We start from the raw sequence: 21,501 nt of genomic DNA, 5'->3' as shown, positions 1-21,501 counted from the left end.
GCAGGCTAAAGTAACGAGAATGCGACGCGCAGTTTTCAAATGAATTCGTTCAAACCAATGCTACTCACTTCTCTGAAGTCCTATGACCGCGCGCAGTTTGCCAAAGATGTGACTGCCGGTATCATCGTTGCGATCATTGCACTTCCTCTTTCTATTGCACTGGCTCTTGCTTCCGGCGTGGGACCGGAGGCTGGTATTTTCACCGCGATTGTGGCGGGCTTTGTGATTTCCGCGCTCGGCGGAAGCTGTGTCCAGATTGCCGGTCCGACGGCCGCGTTTGCTACGATTGTTGCCGGTATTGTCGCGCGGAACGGCCTCGAGGGGCTGATGACGGCGACCATTCTTGCCGGTGTCTTCCTTATTATCATGGGCTTCTGTCATTTTGGAAGTCTGATCAAGTTTATTCCTTATACGATTACAACGGGTTTTACTTCCGGTATTGCGGTGACGATCGTGATCGGACAGCTGAAGGATTTCTGCGGCGTTACGTATCCTGACGGGGTAAAGCCGATTGAAACGATGGAAAAACTGAAGGCATTTGCGGAGAATTTTTCCACAATTTCACCGGATGCGCTGATTGTCGGAGGGGTCAGCCTTGCCATTCTGATCGTGTCTCCGCTGATTTTCAAGAAAATCCCAGGATCGCTGATTGCTGTTATTGCCGGTATTCTGATGGTTCAGTTTCTGCCGCTGCACGTTTCTACGATTGGAAATCTGTACACAATCAGCAATGCGCTTCCGACGCTTCATCTGCCGGTTTTTGACATGAAACTGATTCAGTCGGCGATTCCAAATGCGTTTACGATCGCGGTGCTTGCGGCGATTGAGTCGCTTCTCTCCTGTGTTGTTGCGGACGGCATGATCAACAGCAAGCATCGTTCGGATACAGAGCTGATTGCACAGGGTGCCGGAAATATTGCTTCTGCGCTTTTCGGCGGTATTCCGGCTACGGGAGCGATTGCCAGAACGGCGGCAAATATCAAAAACGGCGGACGCACGCCGGTTGCGGGTATGGTGCATTCCATTACGCTCGTCATCGTTCTTGTTGTGCTGATGCCGTTTGCGGGTATGATTCCGATGCCGACGATTGCCGCGATTCTGTTCCTTGTTGCCTACAATATGTGCCAGTGGAGAACCTTCATGCATCTTGTACGCACGGCTCCGAAGAGTGATATTATCGTTCTTTTTACTACGTTTGTGCTGACCGTTGTGTTTGACCTCGTTGTCGCAATCGAGATCGGCATGGTTCTGGCCTGCCTGCTTTTCATCAAGCGGATGAGCGAGGAAACGCACGCCGACAGCTGGGTCTATGTAGACGATGATTCCCCGGCGGTGGATGAACATCTGCAGAAGCTGCCGCTGGAAATCCGTGTATACGAGATCACAGGACCGCTCTTCTTTGGCGCGGCGGATGCGATTGAGCACATCGTGGTAAAGGATTTCACAAAATGTCTCGTTCTCCGGATGCGGAGCGTACCGGCGATCGACAGTACAGCCATGAATGCACTCCAGAATCTGACGAAGCTCTGCGAATCGAAAGGGATCACCCTCGTCTTCTCTCATGTGAATGAGCAGCCGATGAAGGTGATGAAAAAATCCGGCTTTGTGGAGCTTGTCGGGGAAGAAAATTTCTGTTCGAATATTTCGGATGCATTAAAGCATGCGGAGGAGCTGATTTCGAGATAAAAAAGGCCGCCGTGCTGAGTACTGACCTATGCTTTTCCGTTGATCACGCAGTTAATCTTTTTCTCATCGTAAAACATCAGTATCAGTCCGCCTGCGCCGCAGAATACAGCTGCACCGAATGCTGCAATCCGGTATCCGGTTCCACTGCCGTTTCCAATAGTGGAGACCGCCGTAAAGATCAGCATGGAAAGGCTCTGCCCCAGCTTGAAGGCGAAAGTTCTGGCTGCGTAGAACATTCCCTCGCGGCTGCTTCCCGAGGTAACCGCATCGCTCTGTGCAATATCTGCGACAACCGCCTGCGGCAGAATACCGAAAATCGCCATGGGAAGTGCTGCCGCGACTGTCAGAATCAGGCCCTGTACGGCTTCCGGGATGAACGGGATGTTTCCCATAAAGCCTGTGTAAAAATATGCAAGGCTGAAAACAGCAAAGGCAAACAGAATCATCTTTTTCTTGCCCAGTTTCGGTGTCAGCTTGTTGACCGGAACGTAAAAGACAAGCGACAGTGCGGTCATTCCCACAAAATACAGTGTTGTCATTGTCTCCGGGAGTTTCAGCAGACTGGTGACGAAAAACGGAAGGCCCGTCTGGAACATGGTGAGCGCGATCCAGTAAAAGATATCAGATCCTACAAATTTCCGGAATTCTCCATTCCGAAAGGTTGCTGTAAGGGAACGAAAGGCCGAATCCTTCGAGGGAACGGTATCTACGTAATCTTTTTCCCGGATGCAGAATACCGGCACAAGCATGCATATGAATGCTGCCGCTGCCATGGCTGTGAAAGTGATCCTGATTGCATTTACTCTTCCGAAGAAAGGAATCAGCGTACCCCAGATCGCCGGTGCCAGATAGGCCACAGCGGTTCCTGCAATAAAGGTGAAAGAAATGATGGTGGATATATTCAGGCGTTCCTGCTGTGTATGGCCCAGTTCCGGAATCAGGGCATTGTACGGAGTACAGTATGCCGTGATCGAAAGGTAATATGCTAGAATCATACCAAACAAGAATGCCGCATTGATCCAGCTGTTTTCATTCACCGGTGACCAGAACACCAGCACGGTGGAAAGTGCCAGCGGCAGGGACGCGCCTTTTAAGAACGGGATCCGCCGTCCGTTTTTTGAAGTGCACCGATCTGACCAGGACGCAATCATCGGATCAGTGAATGCATCAAAAATTCTTCCGAAGGCTGTGATCCCTCCAATGATGGTAAAAACCCCGAAAATCACCAGTCCCTGCGGTATGAATACCGTCTGTCCCTGGCTGATTGCGGTTTCATCCGGCTGATAAAAGTACACCAGCCAGTTCGATATGATACCAGACAGCAGCGCCCATCCAAACTGGCCTGCTGCGAACTGCCATATCTTTGCCGTTGTTAATTTTTTCATTTTGCTTCCCCCTGTTTTGTCTTCTCCTGTTTTTATACCGTCCAAATTTTTACATTTTTTCCAGAAAAGGCGATTCCAAGTTTGATGACTTCCGTAACCCCTTCCTGCCGCATTTCTGTATCGTATCGCTGTGTTTCAATCTGGTTTAATGCTTCTTTCGCTAATTTTTTCAGTGTGTCTTCTGTAATCCCCTTTTTCCATTTTAGTTCCATCAGAATGCCAGGATACCGGAGTTCTCGCGGGAACAGGCTGATATCGTACCGTCCCTCTCCGAATTCCCGGTTGGATGTGATTTTATACTGTTGATCCAGCAATGCAATCAGTCCCAGTACCAGTCCATGGTAAAAACCTTCTGCGCCCGCATCGTAAAAACTGATCGACTTGTCCATATACTCTGCAATCGCACTCTGCAGTTTTTTCACATCATTCGTATACAGGCTTTCCGCAATCCGGTCTGCTGTCGTTCTGGTTACTGCTCCAATCTGCAGCAGATGGGATAAAATCTCTGCTTTGTAAACTGCCGCAATCTCCCAGTTGGGAATGGATACCTCACACAGATACGATCCGTCTGTCTGCAACTCCTTTTTTGGTGTTTTCAGATATCCAGCAACCAGAAGCAGACTGTAAATACTGGAGGGTTCTTCCAGCAGAGACCGGTAAACTACATTTTGATCGATTCTCGCAACCACTCGCTCTCCCTGCAGCAATGCATACAATTTCTCTATGACATCCTCTGTCGCTGCCTTCAGAACTTCTTCCAGAATTTCATTCTTTCCGGTGTTTACCCAATATGCCTTTGGAATACACCCCTGTGCAATATAGTTGACCACGGACCAGGGATTGTAAATTTCTTCTGCGCCAAAAAGATATCCGTCATACCAGGTTTTAAGCTCTGCTTCTTTTTCGAGAGCACCGTAATCCCGCAGCATTTTATGGACTTCTGCACGGGTAAATCCAAAGTATTTATCATATGTCTCATCCAGAATGGAATTTACCGTCAGATTATTCAGACCACTGAATATACTTTCCTGTGCAATCCGCAGAATTCCAGTTAAAAAACCGTACGACAGATGCCGGTTGTCTTTGAATGCGCCGGAAAAGAAATTCCGCATAAATCCAACAATTTCTTCATAAAACTTTTTCGAATAGCCTTCCTGAATCGGTGCATCATATTCATCGATCATAATGATCGGTGCTTTTCCATAATGTTCATGAAGCATTTTGGAAAGTTTCTGCAGAGACGAGGAGAGCTCTACTTCATTTGCCTGACCTGCCAGTATTTTCCGAAAATAATCCTTCTCATATGGTTCCAGTTTCTCACTCGTTCCAAGTTCCTTATGTCTGCCGAACTCTTCCTGTACCAGCTCTGCAATTTTTGCAAAAGTCAGTTCCCAGGACGCAAATTTTATATCTTTAAACGTCAGAAAAATAACCGGATATTTTCCCTGATGCTCTCGGTATTCTTCTCCACATTTCCAGATTTCTTTGTCCCGGAAATACTGGCTGGTATCTGTATCGGAAATTTCAAAGAAAACGCGAAGCATATCCATATTCAACGTCTTTCCAAATCGTCTCGGCCGCGTAAACAGTGATACCAGTGGTTTTCGATCCAGAAATTCTTTGATCATTCCTGTCTTGTCCACATAATAATATTCCGACTGTGCCCGTACGTAATCCGATATTCCGATCGGGAGTGGCTTTCTTACTTCTTTTTCCTCTTTTTTTACATACTTTCCTGACAGTATTCTGCCATCCACTGGTTTTTCTGCCTCATCCGGAATGCGCCAGCTTTTTCCTTCTTTTACGGCTCCTGGAATTTTACCTGTTTTGCAGAAAGTTGTTACAGTGCGTTCCGTAACGTCCCATAGCTTTGCCATTTCCTTGCATGTTTTCATTCGTTCCCTCCTTTCCAGTGTGCTTCTTTCCGATTATTATATCTTATTTTCAGAAATATATCAATTGTTGTATTTTCATTTTTCCGAATATTATCGTTGTTTTGCTTTATTTTCAAAGAAGGCAGCGTTTTTCTCCGCTGCCTTCTTTGAAGATTATTTTTCAGTTTTCCGCATCATTTTTCATCTGTGCCTTCGCTTTTCTTGCAATTCCCTGTGCTCCGTTCAGGATGCTTGCGCGGGTGACTTTGTCGTTGCCGTATTTCTGGCGGATTGCGTCGAGGGCGGCATCGAGTTTACGGCTTTTCTCCTTCTTTTCGGGATCTTCGAAGAGGGAGAGCTGTTCGAAATCGTCTTCGGTAAGGCCGGTTACGGAGACACCGATCAGGCGGAGGGGCTCTCCTTTCCAGGATTCGCGGAAGAGCTGTTTGGCGCAGCGGTAGATTTCATCTGTGATATCGGTCGCATTTGGAAGTTTTGTCTGGTGTGAGCGGTTTCGGAAATCGAGGGTGCGGAAGGTTATGGAAACGGAGGTGCATTTTTTCTTTTTCCGACGCATGCGGGCGGCCACGATGTCACACTGGGCGAGAAGAATCGGGTCGACCTGTTCGATAGAGACGATGTCCTCGTTAAAGGTCGTCTCTGCGCTGAAGCCTTTCGCCTCATCGGGCTGTGCTTTTACGGGGGAATCGTCGATGCCGCGGGCGTACTGGTACAGCTGATGGCCGTTTTTATTGCCAATCAGGGTCTGAATATCAGTTTCCCATGCATGTGCCAGATCTCCGATCGTGCGGATTCCGGCCTCGGTCAGCTTCTTTTCGGACGCTTTGCCGAGAAACAAAAGCTCGCGTACCGGAAGAGGCCACATCTTCGCAGGGATTTCTTCTGGAAACAGGGTATGCACTTTGTTCGGTTTTTCGAAATCGGACGCCATTTTGGCCAGGAGTTTATTGGTGGAAATGCCGACATTTACCGTAAATCCCAGCTCGTCGGAAATCCGGTCTTTAATTTCATGTGCTGCCGCGATCGGATCCGGGTACAAAAGAGAGGTTCCCGTCATATCAAGGAACACTTCGTCAATCGAGAAAGACTCCATGACCGGAGTGTAGGATGCGCAGATTTTCTTGAAGGCCCGGGAGCACTTGACATAAAGATCGAAATCACTGGGAACAATAACCATATTCGGGCATTTTCGCAGTGCCATTGCCACAGGCTCGCCGGTCTGGACACCGCATTTTTTCGCCGGAATCGACTTTGCTACAACGATACCCGTCCTTTTTGCCGGGTCACCGCCGATGCAGGCGGGAATGTCCCGCAGATCCGGCAGCCCCTCTTTCATCCGCCGCGCGGACTCCCAGGATAAAAAGGCGCTGTTGACATCTACATGGAAAATCAGGCGGTCTGCCGGCTTCTTTGTTTTATTCATCGATAAAATGAATCCGTTCTGGTTTAAAGCGGTCCTGCTGCTCTCTGTGCTCGGCAGGATAGCCAAGAGCAAACAGCGCAAAGACATGAACTTCTTCCGGCAGTCCCAGCAGAACTCTTACTTTTTCCATATTTTCTTCATTTGGTGCAATGCCGAACCATACGCCGCCAAGACCAAGCGCATCCGTTTCCAGCCAGATATTTTCCTGGGCAATCGACATATCGATCTGCGCAAATGCTGGAGCGACAAGACCTTCCAGGCGATATGCCGATACCAGCACAACCGGAGCTTTTGCTGCGCAGCCGGTGTACGGTGTCATTTTAGAAAGCGCCTCAATTTTTTTCTTATCCGTTACCACATAAAATTCCCACGGCTGCTGGTTGCACGCGCTTGGAGCCTGCATGCCTGCTTTTAAGATCTGCATAATTTTTTCTTTTTCAACCGGCTTGTCTTCATATTTTCTAACACTGATTCTGTGAAAAATACTGTTCATTTCAAAATCCTCCTTGGTTTCTTATGGGATGTCTCTTTGCAGACTATTATAGCATTTTTTCTAAAAAAACTCCAGAATCCCTGTCGTCTCATTTTTATCTATGTTTTATTTTTCACAAAAAGAATAGCCGATCGTCCATCTTTCCTTCCGGAACAAATTCTCTATTCTTACAAATTTTGTCCGCATATCCAGTCGTAATAGGAAGCCGCATTTTTTGTGTTGACCCCACGTGTAACTGCGAAAGATAAAGCACCTGTGTCAAAATATCAGCCATAGAAAGATTTCCACATTTTTTCTCAATCAAAATGGGATTCGGTGATCCTTTTTTATTTTTCATATTTGTCGTCACAAGATATCCTTTGTCTGCGTTATAAACACAGTATCCCATCGGTGGATTCTCTATCTGCCCATTCTGCCAGAATATCAGTTTACTGCTGATATTTTTTCTTACTTCAATAATATTATACATAATTCCCTTGGCCGCAAAGTAATTTTTATACCATTCATCATCTTCATTGCTGAATCCATCTCGATGAATCACAATGTTCTTCGGCATTTCACCAAAACGGTCTTCATATGCAAAAATCACCTGATCAAAAATATCCTGAAGAATCCTGGTAGTAATTTTTTCTCCCTGCTGTGGTGCTGCCGGTTTATAAAATCCAAGCAGACGGCCATATTTGTCAAACACAACCGAGCAGGCAGGATAATGAATTCCTTTTGCTATCGTCGCAACATCAAGACCTACAAAACAATCCACATTGCCAGGCATATCTTTTACAACCCATGGAATCCCGCCTGTTTTTCCAAGAATTCCAAGAATTATATTGTGAAGGTAATATCTTGAATTATTTTTTGCCTTATTCCCTTCTTTTGCTTCCTCAGCGAACAATTTTGCTGTTTTCATACTGATCATCTGTGACGGGATATTAGCCTTTGCCCAAATAGTTTTAAACGGATTGTACGGTCCATCTTCCTCCATCCCATCTGGTACAAGTGCAATGACCAGATCGATTCCTTCTATCTTCTGCAATTTATTGGCAGCTCTTTTATAATCTGTAATATCTCCCAACTCATATTCTTCCCGTACCATTGCCTTTACATCCAGATCCAGCAGTCCCGCCATGGTATATAAATCCTTTTCCCCGTGATACTTTCCAAGTTTCGCAAAGGTATAAATCCCATTTACAACTGCCTTCATCAAATCATAGGAATTTCTCGGATACAAATATCCTATTTTTATTTCTTTTTCCGTCTTTCGATAAAAACCGTAGTTGAATACTTTAAATTCTTCGCCGCATTTAAGAGCCTTATCTTTTCCACAAACTAACAGCGGTTCTTTAACTTTACCTTTCTTATAGCCAATTTTCTCTACTGTACATGGATCTGTTTCAAATTTCATTCCGTCAAGTGGCTCAATCGTTCCAATATCCTGTATAAAATCCTGGTCTAAAAGTACTCTGGTCTTCATATTCCGTTTTACCAAGGACTCTGTCCGCATAGAAAAAGCTGCATCCATACGGCTTACCGTTTCTCTTGTCAATACTGGTTTTAATGCCTGCGGATAATAAGGTAATTCTATTCCCGTCTGAAGTGCCACCTTAACTATCCTGGTATCATCAGAAATATTCTCTACCCTGTATGCTTCATTTCGTTGGATATAATACGCCTTTAGACTATCTGCAAAATCCAGTTTATCCGTTACGGTCAAATCACAGATTTCTGTCAGAATGCCTGTCTGATTATTCTTTGCCCAGTCATTTTTTACTTCCTGACCAATTAGATTTAGTCCTTTTTCCAGATAATCAGCTACAGTTTGATTCGATGAAAAAAGACTGCTGGTATCAATTCTCAGATATGCTTTTTCATCATCCATAATAGTAACCCAGAAATTATATTTCCGTTCCAGACTAATTTCTCTGTTTCCTGACGAAAACGTCTCAAATCCCTGATTTGTCATAATCCACTTACTTGTCACATTACTTTTACAGGAATATTTTCTGTATTTTCCAAAAATCAAAATTTGGGATAGTTTTTGTGTGATCCAGTATTTGATAAGTTCCTGATAGATTCTTCTGTTTTCTAAAACAGGCAGTTCTCGTGATCCCTCATATTCGACTGTAAAATCAGCATTTGGGATTTTCTCTTGCAGTTTTTCCGTCGCATAGATTTTGTTTCCATCTTCAAATACGCCTGCCTGATTCCAGTTTCGTAATTTCCAGGCTGCCCCTCTGATAATAGAATATGTATTTCCTATTTTTTGTGCATGAAGTTCATAAACATGAAATTCTACCGGTTTTACAGTATCTACTGACGCAAATACTTCCATTTTTAAATCTTTTTCCAATATAGTTCCTCCTGGTTTTCATAAAGTTTGTTTTATCATATTTTTTTGTCCTGTATTATTGTGATCCATTTATATTATTCATTATTTCCAATGTATTCTCCAATTTTGTCTTTATATTTTCCCGCAGCATTTGTGGTTCTATAACCATAAACTTATCCATATATTTCATGAACCATCCAAGTAAAGTTACACTGTTCATTTTATAAAAAACGGCTCTGCAATTTCCATTTTCCAGTTTTTGGACCGATACATTTTTCCCAACAAAATCATAGAGAATTGCATTTGCCGCCGGTTCTGGTTTATATTCCACTTCTATTCTTACGGTTTCCCCCAGGAAATGGTTTACACTTTCTTCAATATATTTCCGAATAATAAGTTCGGGATTTGGACCTATTTTTTCTACAGCGTCAATCGCGTCACTCTGTGATATCTCCAGATTTTCAATTCGATCAAGCCTATAACTTGTAAGTCTATCATAATGATCATGTGCCCCGATTAAATAATAGGTATTATCAGACCAATATATTTCATAAAGATTAAGCGAATATTTTTTTCCTTCTCTTCGAAGCACCTTTTGCAACTTCTCATTTACTTCTGTATATTGAAATTCAATTTTTTTATGGAGATACATAGCTTCCAGCATTGTTTCAATGTAGTATCCTGTTTCCCTATCAGAATCCATGTTTCCTGCCTTGGGTGTCATCATATGACAAAATCTGCTTCGACTTCTCTTACTTGTAAGATCCAATAGTCGTTCTTTCAATTCCTTTGCTTCCTTTGCAGAAATGCATCTTGCCTGCTGTACTGCATCCAACATAATTTTAATTTCCCAGTCCGAAAATATATATTTTTTCATATACCAGCCCATCTTTTTATCCGCACACTGATATATTTCATAACCACAAAATTGCAGCATTTTAATATCACGATAAACAGAACGACGATCGACCTGTTCTATTTGATATTCCTCTTCCAGATATTTCAAAATCTGTGTCGCATTCATCGGACTTTTTTCATCTGTTTTCTCTAAAATCTGTAACACTCGAATCAGTTTTTCTTTATGATCAGTTCCCATTCTTTCTCCTTTTGATCATTTTATATGTATCTTACCTTTTCGCCGCTTTTTATCATAATATTATATCATCTGTCACAATAATGGCACACGTAAAAACATCTGCCCTATTGGACAGATGTTTTTACATATCTAAAAGCATTTCATAAATATGCTGTTCTTTCTCACTCTGCAAGAAAGTGCCGCGCGCCAACGCATTTTGCAGGCGGCTAAGCTGTGCGTCTGCATAGCCGCCGAAGGACTGGACGGCTCATTTCCACTTTCATCACCTTTCTTTCTCAGATTGAGATCGAAAAATCTGCTTTCACAAGAAAGAAAAAAAGCGCGATCTGCACCAGCAGCATCAGCGGAACGCCGATGGTAAACTTCTTTTTTCTTGTCTTGTGATGGAACAGGTGCATCGCCAGCAGGGCTCCGGGTGAGCCGCCGGCGGCGGCCAAGGTAAGAAGCGTGGAAACGCGGATTCTCCATTTTCCATACACGGCGTTTCGTTTGTCGATTCCATAGACTGCTATGGTAATGATATTAATACAGATCAGATACAGGTACAATCCTGCCTGTAGTTGAATGTGAAGGTTCATTCTCTCTTCACCAGCCTTTCCTTTTTATCTTTCTTTGAAAAGAAGGCAGCGTTTTTCTCCGCTGCCTTCTTTTCAGATTTTTTTCAGAATCATTTCTTCTCCAGAAAGATTTTTCTGGTAATAAAGTTGTACACCATGACAACCGCAGTTGCAAAGACTTTTGCAATGGTGTAAATCAGGTTGTAGCCGATGTGCTGCTGCAGTGCAGTGCTCCCCCGGTAGATCGGTCCTACTACAATCCAGATCAGGAAGCTGTTCAGCAGCATTCCGATCAGGGAAAGGACGACGAAGGTAATGAATTCGACTTTTTTGTTCAGGTCTTCTTTTCGCTCAAAGACAAATTTGAAACTTAAAATGTAATTGGCGATGACGGACACAGTAAATCCGGCAACAGAACCGACAAGCGATGCCATTTCAAAATAGGAACTGGAGGTCAGCGCCATAACAAGATTCAGAACGATCAGTCCGGTCACGTAATCAATACCAAAGCTGATGAAACCGACGATACCGAATTTCACAATCTGTGCAAATAATTTTTTCATTTTTTTCCTCTGTTTCTTCTTATATAATTTTTAAGCAATATCCTGTAAAGAATACCATACAATGCCATTTTTTTCAAGTTTCTGCAAATTTTATCACAGCAAAAACGCCAGATACATTCGAAACGCCGTGCACTAGCAGGGATACCAGGTATAACGCCCAGGCGAGGACAAACGACACTACGGTTCCGACCACGCAGAACAGGTATTTTTCGCGGATATACAGTTTGTTTCAGAGAATTTTCTTTGTTTTCTTCTGCATTTTCCCCTCTTTTCTTTGCTTTCTATGGTTTTTCCTCTGCTGTACATGAAAAAAGCAATCAAAAAAATAGCAAAAAGTTCTTGACCAAATAAAAAACACCCGTTATAATGCGTGATATAAAATATGAAAGAGCAGACAAAGGAGTCTGAACAGAAATGTTTTCTCCCTGGTCTGCTCTTTTTCTATGCAAAAAAGGAGGAACACCATGAGATTAAATCCCAAGGAACAGGAAAAACTGATGCTTCATATGGCCGGTAATCTCGCCAAAGAGCGGAGAGCACGCGGCTTGAAACTGAATTACCCGGAAGCACTCGCCTACATCAGTTCCGAGCTTCTGGAACTGGCAAGGGACGGAAAGACCGTTGTGGAGCTGATGCAGCTCGGCACAAAGATTCTAACCCGCGACGATGTCATGGACGGCGTTGTCGATATGATCGGCGAGGTTCAGGTCGAGGCAACGTTCCCGGATGGAACCAAACTGGTCACTGTACATAATCCGATTCAGTAAGGAGGAGACATCATATGAAAATCGGTGAAATCATGGCTTCCGATCGCGAGATCACATTAAACGAAGGCAAAAAGACAGTCACTGTCATGGTAGCAAATAAGGGCGACCGTCCCGTTCAGGTCGGCTCCCATTTTCATTTCTTTGAGGTCAACCGGTGCCTCTCTTTTGACCGGGAAACGGCGTACGGTTATCACCTCGATATTCCTTCCGGAACTTCGGTCCGTTTTGAGCCGGGCGAGGAAAAAGAGGTGCAGCTCGTCGAGATGGGCGGCAGAAAACGTGTCTTCGGTCTGAATGACCTGACCCGCGCACAGGCTACCGCTGACACGAAAGCCGCATCACTGGAAAACGCGAAGTTAAAAGGATTTCTGTAAGGAGGGACAGCAAAAATGAGTGTAAAAATTTCCGGAAGTAAATATGCCGCTATGTACGGTCCGACCGTCGGCGATAAGGTCCGCCTTGCCGACACCAGCCTTGTGATTGAAGTCGAAAAAGACTACACCACATACGGCGATGAAGTAAAATTCGGCGGCGGCAAATCCATCCGCGACGGTATGGGACAGTCCGTCAAGACCTGCAGCAGAGACGGAGACCTTGATCTTGTCATCACAAACGCTCTGATCGTGGATGCTACAGGCATTGTAAAAGCAGACATCGGAATCAAAGACGGAAAAATTGCCGGCATCGGAAAAGCCGGAAACCCGGATGTCATGGACGGCGTGACTCCTGGCATGACGGTCGGCGCATCGACCGAGGCTCTGGCCGGCGAGGGTATGATCGTTACGGCAGGCGGCATCGATACTCACATCCACTTTATCAGCCCGCAGCAGATTGACTGCTCCCTCTACAGCGGCGTGACCACGATGATCGGCGGCGGCACCGGCCCGGCGGACGGCACGAACGCAACGACGTGTACCCCGGGACCGTGGAATCTGCGCATGATGCTGAAAGCCGCAGAGGAATATCCGATGAACCTTGGTTTTCTCGGCAAGGGCAACTGCTCCGACGAGGCTCCGTTGATTGAGCAGGTCAAAGCCGGTGCGATGGGCCTGAAAATCCACGAGGACTGGGGCGCAACGCCGGCGGTCATTAACCACTGCCTCAACGTTGCCGATGAGTTCGATGTCCAGGTTGCCATCCACACCGATACTTTGAACGAAGGCGGATGCGTCGAAGATACGCTTGCGGCCATCGGCGGAAGAACCATCCATACGTACCACACCGAGGGAGCCGGCGGCGGCCACGCACCGGACATCATCCGCGCTGCTGCTGCACCGAACGTTCTGCCTTCCTCCACGAATCCGACAATGCCTTACACTGTTAACACACTTGATGAGCATCTTGACATGCTGATGGTATGCCACCACCTCGACAAGCACATCCCGGAGGACGTTGCGTTCGCGGATTCCCGTATCCGCCCGGAGACGATCGCCGCAGAGGATGTTCTGCACGATATGGGTATTTTCAGTATGATGAGTTCCGACTCCCAGGCGATGGGCCGTGTCGGTGAGGTCATCACCCGTACGTGGCAGACCGCAAGCAAAATGAAGGATGAGCGCGGCGCTCTGCCGCAGGATGCCGGTCATGAAAACGATAACTTCCGCGTGAAACGTTATATCGCAAAATATACGATCAACCCGGCCATCACCCACGGTATCTCCGAGTATGTCGGCTCGGTCGAAAAGGGAAAATTTGCTGATCTCGTGCTCTGGAATCCTGCTTTCTTCGGCTCCAAACCGGATATGATCATCAAAGGCGGTATGATCGTCGCTTCGAAAATGGGAGACGCCAACGCTTCGATCCCGACGACACAGCCGGTCTGCTATCAGCCGATGTTTGCCGCTCACGGAAAAGCAAAACAGGAGGCATGCCTGACCTTCGTTTCCCAGGCTGCTTTCGATGCCGGTATCAAAGACGCATACGGACTGGAAAAAACGGTTGTCCCGGTACACGGCTGCCGCAGTATCAGCAAAAAGGATATGGTATGGAACGACCGCACGCCGGTGCTTACCGTAGATCCGGAGACATATAAGGTCACTGTTGACGGCGAGGAGATCACTTCCAAGCCAGCAGAAAAACTGCCGCTGACCCAGCTTTACAGCCTGTTCTAAACGGCTCTGCATTCTGTAAAACCATACGAGGAGAATTTTATTATGCTTGGAGTGTGTCTTTTATTTGTAGGAATTGTACTGATCAACAACGGCATGTGCACCCTGTACCATGTGGATGGACGCTCGGCCGCTGTAATGAATATCTTTACCGGCGGACTTTCCCTTTTCATCAACTTCGTGAATCTCGTGCAGGGAAATTATTACGCTGCCGGAACGGGACTGCTGTTCTGCTTCACTTACCTCTTTGTGGCCGTCAATAAATTTTTAAACGCCAACCCGATCCCTTTTGCGTGGTTTTCGACCTTTGTTGCCGTCAACGCTGTCATCTTCGGAACGATCGAAGGCTTCATTGGAAGCGCGGCGCTTGACATCACGCCGGATCTCCGCTGGGCGGGCATCTGGTATCTGTGGGCCATTCTCTGGGGTACTTCTTTTGTGGAGGATATCTGCGGAACGAAGTTCGGAAAATTTGTGCCGTGCCTTCAGGTATTTGAGGGCGTTGTCACCGCGTGGATCCCGGGCGTCATGATGCTGCTTCAGATCTGGTAATTCGGTAAGGAGGAACTTTTTTCAATGGTTTGCGAACAGATTTTAGGAAAACTTTCGGAATTTGACACTTCCGGAAAAACGATCGAATACGTCGATATCGAATGGCATGAAGCCTTCAAAAAGATTCATAAAAAGACGACCGACCACGGAACGGAGCTCGGCATCCGCATGGACGATTCCATTCTCACAAGGGGTCTGTATCAGGGTGATGTGCTCTATGCAGACGATGAAAAAATCATCGCCGTCAATACGCCTCCGTGCGAGGTGATCCGCGTTTCCCTTACTCCGGGTCACGAAAAGCAGGCGGCAAAGGTCTGCTACGAGATCGGCAACCGCCATGCACCGCTGTTCTGGGGCGAAAACGATACTTTTATCACGATTTACAATGAGCCGATGCTTCTGATGCTTCAGAAACTCCACGGCGTTACGGCCGAAAAAGAACTGAAAAAGCTCGATTTCGACCAGCGGATTTCCGCATCGATCCACAATCATCATCACTGATGCGGTCTGTCCGCACGCAGAAAAGAATGGGCCGGCCCCTTTTCGCGGGCAGGCTCATTCGATATCTTATGATTTTTCAGGAGACTTTTTATGTCCGAACTTAATTTTTATCTTCTTCAGATCAACGACGCCCTGTTTCCGATCGGCGCGTACTCGCACTCGCAGGGACTCGAAACGTATATTCAGCGTGAAATTGTGCACGATGAGGCGGCGGCAAAGGAATATATCCACCACAAAATCCGATGGAATCTTGCCTTCACGGAGCTTCTCGCCGCAAGACTCTCCTATCTTGCTGCCGCATACGGGGATCTGGAACAGCTTCTTTCGATTGAAGAAATTCTGGAAGCGTCGCGGATTCCAATGGAACAAAGGGAGGCCGCACGGAAAATGGGGTCCCGTTTTGCAAAGACGATCGAAAAGCTGGAGCTGCCCGTGACAAAAGAGGAAAACGGGATCTTCCGTCGTTATCTTACTGCCAGGAAAGGGCAGGCGATAAACCACTGCTGTATCTACGGTGTTTTCTGCGCTGCCATGAACATTCCGCTTGCCGATGCGCTGTCGCATTATCTCTATGCGCAGACTTCCGCGATCGTGACAAACTGCGTCAAAACGATCCCGTTAAGCCAGAGCGCCGGACAGCAGCTTCTCGGCGGATGCTATGCGGAATTTGCCGAGATTTTAAAAGATCTGGAACACCGGAGTGCGGAGGATCTCTGTCTTTCTGCGCCGGGCTTTGATATCCGCGGGATCCAGCATGAAACACTGTATTCCCGTCTTTATATGTCGTAATGTGTTTGTTTCGCGCAATCATTATTTTCAGGAAAAGAGGTATGTGTTATGTTTTACGTAAAAATTGGAGTAGCAGGACCGGTCGGCTCCGGAAAAACGGCACTGATTGAGGCGCTGTCCCGGAAAATGGCAAACGATTACAGTATTGGCGTTATTACCAACGATATTTATACAAAGGAGGACGCACAGTTTCTCGCGAAGAACAGCGTCCTTCCGGTGGAACGCATCATCGGCGTGGAGACCGGCGGCTGCCCGCACACCGCGATCCGCGAGGATGCTTCGATGAACCTCGAGGCCGTCGACGAGATGATGGAGCGGTTTCCGGACATCGAGCTTCTCTTTATCGAGAGCGGCGGTGACAACCTCTCCGCTACGTTCAGTCCGGAGCTTGTGGACGCCACGATCTTTGTTATCGATGTCGCTGAGGGCGATAAGATTCCGCGGAAAGGCGGCCCTGGCATTACACGGTCCGATCTTCTCGTCATCAACAAGATTGATCTGGCTCCGTATGTCGGTGCAAGCCTGGAAGTCATGGAACACGATTCGAAAAAAATGCGTGGCGAGCGTCCGTTTCTGTTCACCAACATCCGCGGCGACGTCCATGTGGATGATGTTGTTTCCTGGATCAAAGAAAATGTGCTCTTAGAAGGAATGTGATGCTTATGGAAAACAAATTCGGAAAGATTTCCCGCATCACGGCCTGCGCGGCGTTAAAAAACGGAAAGACGATTCTCGAAGACCTCTCCTTTACGGCGCCGTACAAGATTATGGCTCCGTTTGCAAAAGAGAACGGCGGAATCCAGATCATGCCTCTCTGTGCCTCCGCGGGTATTATGGAAGGGGATTCACAGGAATTTTCTTACCATGTAAAAGAGGGGGCGGATCTCGAGGTCCTGTCGCAGTCGTTTGAGAAGATCCACAAAATGGACGAGGGATCGGCATCCCGCACAATTTCCGTTCAGGTTGATCCGCACGCGGTACTTTACTACTATCCGCAGCCCGTCATTCCGTTTGCACAGTCTTCTTTTACGAGTACAATGACGATTCATCTGGCAGACGAGACATCCCGCCTGTTTCTGCTGGAAATCATCTCCTGCGGACGGAATGCGCACGAAGAGCGGTTCCAGTACCGCCGCTTTACCTCAAAGGTACAGATTTTCCGCGGTCAAAAGCTGATCTACCGCGACAACACCTGCTATCTGCCCGATCAGATGCCGATGGAAGGGATTGGTATGTACGAGGGATACACGCATATGGCGAACCTTTTTCTCTCACGGACAAAATACGCGGATACGCTTCTCAATGAAATCCGGGAAATTCTTGACGGCGATCCGGAAATCGACGGCGGCGCAACGACGCTCTCCGGCGGCGATCTTGCTGTTCGGATTTTCGGACACCGTGCGCAGAAGCTGCAGCAGACGGCGGAAAAAATCAAAACTGTGTATGAAAAACTTCTATAAAAACAGACTGGAAAATTTCTGATTTCAATCAATCAAAAATTACCGGAAAAATGTCAAAATAAGGTGTGACAACCTCTTTGGAATGTGATAAAATAGCTTTCGTTTGAAACGAAGATAAAACTAATTTTACCATCATTTCGAGGAGGTTTTCTCATGGAAAAAGACATGACAAAGGGAAGTCCGCTTCCGGTCATTCTGCAGTTTACGCTGCCGCTGATTATCGGAAACATTTTCCAGCAGCTCTACAACATGGCGGACACGATCATCGTCGGCCGGTATGTCGGGGCGGATGCGCTGGCGGCGGTTGGTTCTACGGGAACGATTATGTTCTTGGTGCTTGGATTTGCGCAGGGCATCACAGCAGGCTTTACGGTTCTGACATCGCAACGGTTCGGTGCAAAGGATACGCGCGGAGTAAAGCGAAGTGTGGCAAACGGCATTCTACTGGCTCTCCTTTTCACAGTTGTCCTGACATTCTTCAGCATGATCTCCATGCGGCCATTGCTGCATCTCATGAACACACCGGAAAATATTTTTCAGGACGCTTATACCTATATTATGATTATCTGCGGTGGCCTGATCGCTACGATTTTTTACAATCTGCTTTCCTCCTATCTGCGTGCAGTAGGAAACAGCCAGACTCCGCTGATGTTCCTGATTTTTTCGGCTGTATTAAATGTTCTTCTGGATCTGCTTCTCATCATTCGTTTTAAAATGGGCGTTGCGGGAGCCGGATATGCAACCGTTTTCTCCCAGGGAATTTCTGCTGTGCTCTGTCTTTTTTATATCTACCGCTCCATGCCGGATATGTGGCCGGAAAAACACCACTGGAAGCTTCATGCGGCAGATTCCCGCCATCAGCTCTCGATGGGCATTCCGATGGCGCTCCAGTTTGCCATCACCGCATCCGGTACAATGATTATGCAGGCTGCCATTAACCTGTTCGGCTCGGAGGCGGTTGCCGCTTTTACGGCGGCCTGTAAGCTGCAGAATCTGGTCACACAGGGCTTTTCCGCAATGGGACAGACGATGGCAACCTACAGCGGGCAAAATTTCGGAAAGGGCGATATTCCACGGATTAAAAAGGGAGTTCGCGCTGCACTTCTGACTTCCATCACGTATTCGATCGCAGCCGCTGCTCTCGTCTTCCTTCTTCTGAAGCCATGTCTTTCCCTCTTCTTCTCGGGTGATGTCGATATGGCCGCCATGATGCCATGGGCAAAGACTTATTCCTATATGTGTGCTCTTTTTTATGTACCGCTCTGCACCATCTTTATTTTCCGAAATGCAATGCAGGGTTGCGGCTACGGCTTTCTGCCTATGATGGGCGGTGTTTCTGAACTCTTTGCGCGCCTTATTGTAGCTGTGATTGCCATAAAAGTCATCAGCTATCCGCTCGCCTGCTTCTGTGACCCGGCAGCCTGGGTGACGGCAGCTGTCTTTACCGGTGTTTCGTATCTGTTTGTCATGAAGGATATCGACAAAAAGTATGATTCAAAGACATCGACGGCTCCGATCAGCTGACATTTTTCATACCAAACGCAAAACTGCGCGGAATGCACGATTCTGAAATGCATTCCACGCAGTTTTTTGTATTTACAGGATTACAGATTCAGTTTTGCTTTCTGCAGACTTACACAGGAACGATGATATGTGAGTGTCATCGTCAGATAAATGACGCCCACGACAATGACTGCGAGAATACCGGTATGGAACACCAGATGCAGGATCATCGTCGCACACAGCAGGATCTGAATCATCTTTCCCAGCGCCATATAGGCCTTATAGGCACTCTGATATACCATCTCTTTTTCTGCCTCATCGCAACTTGCCATCCAGTCTTTCTGGAAGTTTTTTGAGTTCATATCGCCTCTCTTCTCCGGGTGAGCTGCCTGAACCATTTTTACATAACGCATCTGATAATAGCCATAGAGAAAGAAGTTGATACAAAACAGAGCACAGGTTGCCAGGAATCCGGCGAGCTCTTTTCCCGATGCTTCTTCCAGCCAGGAACGGGAAAAGGTAAATGTCAGCACGATGATATCGCAGACCTGCGAAATCACATTGCAGCTCATCAGCATCGCGCCGTATTTCTCTTCTTCATAGCTTAAGACTTCGTACTGTTCATCCTCTGCTTCTTCGAGATGCTTCATCGTATCTTTTAATTTCCGGCTGTAAAATTCCATCAGGACAATGCTTACAACGAAAATTACCGCAATGATCGGCAGTGCCAGCGGGCGGACCAGATCGCTCAGATCACTCATGCCATTTTTCACTCCGAACATCATAAAAATTCCGACAAAAAAACCGCAGACTCCGCCGATTCCCATATAAATCAGCATCCGTTTCATCAACTTTCCGTAGGAATTTGGTTTGTTCCCCTGTTTTTCTTTCATGATTCATCCTCCTCATATTGAAAAATATCTTCTACTTTTACTTCACAGATTTTTGCAAGTTTTAATGCCAGTGTCACCGACGGTGAATAGTCTCCCCGCTCGATCAGGCTGATGGTCTGTCTCGATACTCCCGCCATTTTTCCAAGGTCGGTTTGGTTGATGCCAAGCTTCGAACGGTACTCTTTTAACTGATTGTACAGCGGCATCGCAGTATCCCCTTTCACTTTGTTTTTAGATGAGCTCTCTATTTGACAACTTTTCTTGTCATCTACTACTCTACTATTGACAACTTTATTTGTCAATAGTTTTGACAAGTTTTTTTGTCATTGTCAAGCGGATATTCGCAATGGAAGCAGGGGACTTACTTGATTCGGTTAAACTCCCGGTTGATTTGTAGGCCGAAATGTACTAAACTAGAGATATCTATTTTCGTAACTATTCAAGCCGCAGAAAGGACAGAATCTATGGAACAGAAAGACAGCCGGTTTGCCGTATTGATCGATGCGGACAATGTTTCCCCGAAATACATCAAATATATCCTGGACGAGGTTTCCGACCAGGGTGTTGCCACGTACAAACGGATCTACGGGGACTGGACCGATATCTCGAAAAAGAGCTGGAAAGAGCAGCTTTTGCGCTACTCGATCAATCCGATCCAGCAGTACAGCAATACGAACGGAAAAAATTCAACTGACTCCGCGATGATCATCGATGCCATGGACATCCTCTACTCCGGAAATGTGGAGGGCTTCTGCCTGGTTTCTTCGGACTCTGATTTTACCAAGCTGGCGCAGCGTCTGCGTGAATCCGGCATGTTTGTGCTCGGCATGGGCGAGCAGAAAACCCCTTCTTCCTTCCGCGTTGCGTGCGATGCCTTTAAAATTCTCGAAATCATTTCCCAGAACGAGGACGATATCTCCCCTGCGATTACCGCTGTCTCGGAAAATCCGGCACGCTACGGCACTTCTCAGGACGAAACCCCTTCCATTACAAGCAAGGCAGAAATCGAGCGGACGGTTTCCCGTGTACTGACAGAGAACAATGATCACGGAAAAAATACGACACTTAGTGAGATCGGCAGTATCCTGCAGAAGAAATTCTCAGAGTTTGACGTTCGAAATTACGGTTATTCCAAACTTTCCACGTTTCTAGAAAGCATGAACGATATCGAAGTGCTGAAAACCGGTCATAATTACCTCGTAAAGGAACGCCAAAACACCGTATCGCGCCAGCAGATCGAAAAATGTATCACGGATCTGATCTGCTCCAACGGAGGCCATATCGACAACCTCAGCATTATTCACGATGCCCTGCGGAACCGTTTCCCGGGCTTCGATGTGAAGCAGTATGGGTATAGCAGGATTTCAAGTTTTATCAACAGTTTCAAAAAATTCAAAATCATAAACAATACGGTACAGATGAAACAATAGCATTCAAAACATAAACCAGATTCGCCGGATCCGGATCGTGTTTGATATACCATGTACATGTTTGGTGTGCCCGC

The 21,501-nt window shown here is 46.5% G+C and carries 21 protein-coding genes and 1 pseudogene; 11 read left to right on the top strand and 11 right to left on the bottom strand.

Annotated features, from left to right (window positions below; genetic code table 11):
- Window positions 1-39 precede the first annotated feature (39 nt).
- On the top strand, window positions 40-1,686 hold the full coding sequence (locus tag DWW13_RS03120; RefSeq protein WP_118719175.1) for a SulP family inorganic anion transporter: 1,647 nt from the start codon (window positions 40-42) through the stop codon (window positions 1,684-1,686).
- Window positions 1,687-1,712: 26 nt separating this feature from the next.
- Here DWW13_RS03120 and DWW13_RS03115 read toward each other — a convergent pair whose 3' ends face one another.
- The 9 genes and pseudogenes from DWW13_RS03115 to DWW13_RS03075 all read right to left on the bottom strand — a co-directional run bounded on the left by DWW13_RS03115 (window position 1,713) and on the right by DWW13_RS03075 (window position 11,424).
- The gene (locus DWW13_RS03115) at window positions 1,713-3,071 is read right to left on the bottom strand and encodes an MFS transporter (RefSeq protein WP_118719173.1); all 1,359 of its coding nucleotides are present in this window, start codon (window positions 3,069-3,071) and stop codon (window positions 1,713-1,715) included.
- Between the two features lie 32 nt (window positions 3,072-3,103).
- On the bottom strand, window positions 3,104-4,966 hold the full coding sequence (locus DWW13_RS03110; protein ID WP_118719171.1) for an AAA family ATPase: 1,863 nt from the start codon (window positions 4,964-4,966) through the stop codon (window positions 3,104-3,106).
- A 160-nt stretch (window positions 4,967-5,126) separates the two neighbouring features.
- On the bottom strand, window positions 5,127-6,389 hold the full coding sequence (locus DWW13_RS03105) for a DNA polymerase Y family protein (RefSeq protein WP_118594934.1): 1,263 nt from the start codon (window positions 6,387-6,389) through the stop codon (window positions 5,127-5,129).
- Window positions 6,382-6,882: a nitroreductase family protein gene (locus DWW13_RS03100; RefSeq protein ID WP_055221482.1), complete on the bottom strand. Its 501-nt coding sequence runs from the start codon at window positions 6,880-6,882 to the stop codon at window positions 6,382-6,384. The genes DWW13_RS03105 and DWW13_RS03100 overlap by 8 nt, the downstream gene beginning before the upstream one ends.
- A gap of 112 nt (window positions 6,883-6,994) precedes the next feature.
- On the bottom strand, window positions 6,995-9,229 hold the full coding sequence (locus tag DWW13_RS03095; RefSeq protein ID WP_118594936.1) for a Piwi domain-containing protein: 2,235 nt from the start codon (window positions 9,227-9,229) through the stop codon (window positions 6,995-6,997).
- Between the two features lie 55 nt (window positions 9,230-9,284).
- Window positions 9,285-10,304: a helix-turn-helix transcriptional regulator gene (locus tag DWW13_RS03090; RefSeq protein WP_118719169.1), complete on the bottom strand. Its 1,020-nt coding sequence runs from the start codon at window positions 10,302-10,304 to the stop codon at window positions 9,285-9,287.
- A gap of 142 nt (window positions 10,305-10,446) precedes the next feature.
- Window positions 10,447-10,551, bottom strand: a pseudogene (locus DWW13_RS19965) (nucleotidyltransferase); the annotation flags it as partial.
- 28 nt (window positions 10,552-10,579) lie between these two features.
- Window positions 10,580-10,882, bottom strand: a complete 303-nt coding sequence (locus DWW13_RS03080; protein ID WP_118719167.1) for a DUF1294 domain-containing protein — start codon at window positions 10,880-10,882, stop codon at window positions 10,580-10,582.
- A gap of 89 nt (window positions 10,883-10,971) precedes the next feature.
- The gene (locus DWW13_RS03075; protein ID WP_055221490.1) at window positions 10,972-11,424 is read right to left on the bottom strand and encodes a GtrA family protein; all 453 of its coding nucleotides are present in this window, start codon (window positions 11,422-11,424) and stop codon (window positions 10,972-10,974) included.
- 464 nt (window positions 11,425-11,888) lie between these two features.
- Between DWW13_RS03075 and ureA the strand changes: the two genes are divergently transcribed.
- The 9 genes from ureA to DWW13_RS03030 all read left to right on the top strand — a co-directional run bounded on the left by ureA (window position 11,889) and on the right by DWW13_RS03030 (window position 19,125).
- Window positions 11,889-12,191 carry an urease subunit gamma gene (gene ureA, locus DWW13_RS03070; RefSeq protein WP_118719165.1) on the top strand — a complete coding sequence of 101 codons (303 nt, stop codon included), beginning with the start codon at window positions 11,889-11,891 and terminating at the stop codon, window positions 12,189-12,191.
- A 14-nt stretch (window positions 12,192-12,205) separates the two neighbouring features.
- A complete protein-coding gene (gene ureB, locus DWW13_RS03065; RefSeq protein WP_055221500.1) occupies window positions 12,206-12,565 on the top strand; it encodes an urease subunit beta in 360 nt (119 codons plus the stop codon).
- Between the two features lie 15 nt (window positions 12,566-12,580).
- Entirely contained in the window at window positions 12,581-14,302 is a 1,722-nt protein-coding gene (gene ureB, locus DWW13_RS03060; protein WP_055221502.1) for an urease subunit beta, read from the top strand.
- Window positions 14,303-14,344: 42 nt separating this feature from the next.
- Window positions 14,345-14,851: an AmiS/UreI family transporter gene (locus tag DWW13_RS03055; RefSeq protein WP_118719163.1), complete on the top strand. Its 507-nt coding sequence runs from the start codon at window positions 14,345-14,347 to the stop codon at window positions 14,849-14,851.
- A 24-nt stretch (window positions 14,852-14,875) separates the two neighbouring features.
- Window positions 14,876-15,352, top strand: coding sequence for an urease accessory protein UreE (locus tag DWW13_RS03050; RefSeq protein ID WP_055221506.1), 477 nt, complete (start codon window positions 14,876-14,878; stop codon window positions 15,350-15,352).
- A gap of 90 nt (window positions 15,353-15,442) precedes the next feature.
- Window positions 15,443-16,141, top strand: coding sequence for an urease accessory protein UreF (locus DWW13_RS03045; protein ID WP_118719161.1), 699 nt, complete (start codon window positions 15,443-15,445; stop codon window positions 16,139-16,141).
- Between the two features lie 48 nt (window positions 16,142-16,189).
- Window positions 16,190-16,798, top strand: coding sequence for an urease accessory protein UreG (ureG, locus tag DWW13_RS03040; protein WP_118719159.1), 609 nt, complete (start codon window positions 16,190-16,192; stop codon window positions 16,796-16,798).
- Window positions 16,798-17,601: an urease accessory protein UreD gene (locus tag DWW13_RS03035; RefSeq protein ID WP_199674832.1), complete on the top strand. Its 804-nt coding sequence runs from the start codon at window positions 16,798-16,800 to the stop codon at window positions 17,599-17,601. Before ureG ends, DWW13_RS03035 begins: the two co-directional genes overlap by 1 nt.
- 153 nt (window positions 17,602-17,754) lie before the next feature.
- Window positions 17,755-19,125, top strand: coding sequence for an MATE family efflux transporter (locus DWW13_RS03030; RefSeq protein WP_118719157.1), 1,371 nt, complete (start codon window positions 17,755-17,757; stop codon window positions 19,123-19,125).
- Window positions 19,126-19,205: 80 nt separating this feature from the next.
- On the opposite strand, the gene DWW13_RS03025 is transcribed toward DWW13_RS03030, so the two are convergent.
- Entirely contained in the window at window positions 19,206-19,997 is a 792-nt protein-coding gene (locus DWW13_RS03025; protein ID WP_055265452.1) for a DUF3169 family protein, read from the bottom strand.
- The gene (locus DWW13_RS03020; RefSeq protein ID WP_022462940.1) at window positions 19,994-20,203 is read right to left on the bottom strand and encodes a helix-turn-helix transcriptional regulator; all 210 of its coding nucleotides are present in this window, start codon (window positions 20,201-20,203) and stop codon (window positions 19,994-19,996) included. The genes DWW13_RS03025 and DWW13_RS03020 overlap by 4 nt, the downstream gene beginning before the upstream one ends.
- A gap of 258 nt (window positions 20,204-20,461) precedes the next feature.
- On the opposite strand from DWW13_RS03020, the gene DWW13_RS03015 reads away from it, so the two are divergent.
- Window positions 20,462-21,427: an NYN domain-containing protein gene (locus tag DWW13_RS03015; protein WP_118719155.1), complete on the top strand. Its 966-nt coding sequence runs from the start codon at window positions 20,462-20,464 to the stop codon at window positions 21,425-21,427.
- Window positions 21,428-21,501 lie beyond the last annotated feature (74 nt).

Origin of the sequence: Blautia sp. AF14-40 (genome assembly GCF_003479665.1) — a bacterium.
In the GTDB taxonomy this organism is placed as follows: domain Bacteria; phylum Bacillota; class Clostridia; order Lachnospirales; family Lachnospiraceae; genus Fusicatenibacter; species Fusicatenibacter saccharivorans.
The sequence above is the reverse complement of the archived record's forward strand: the minus strand, read 5'-3'. Positions and strand labels throughout refer to the sequence as shown.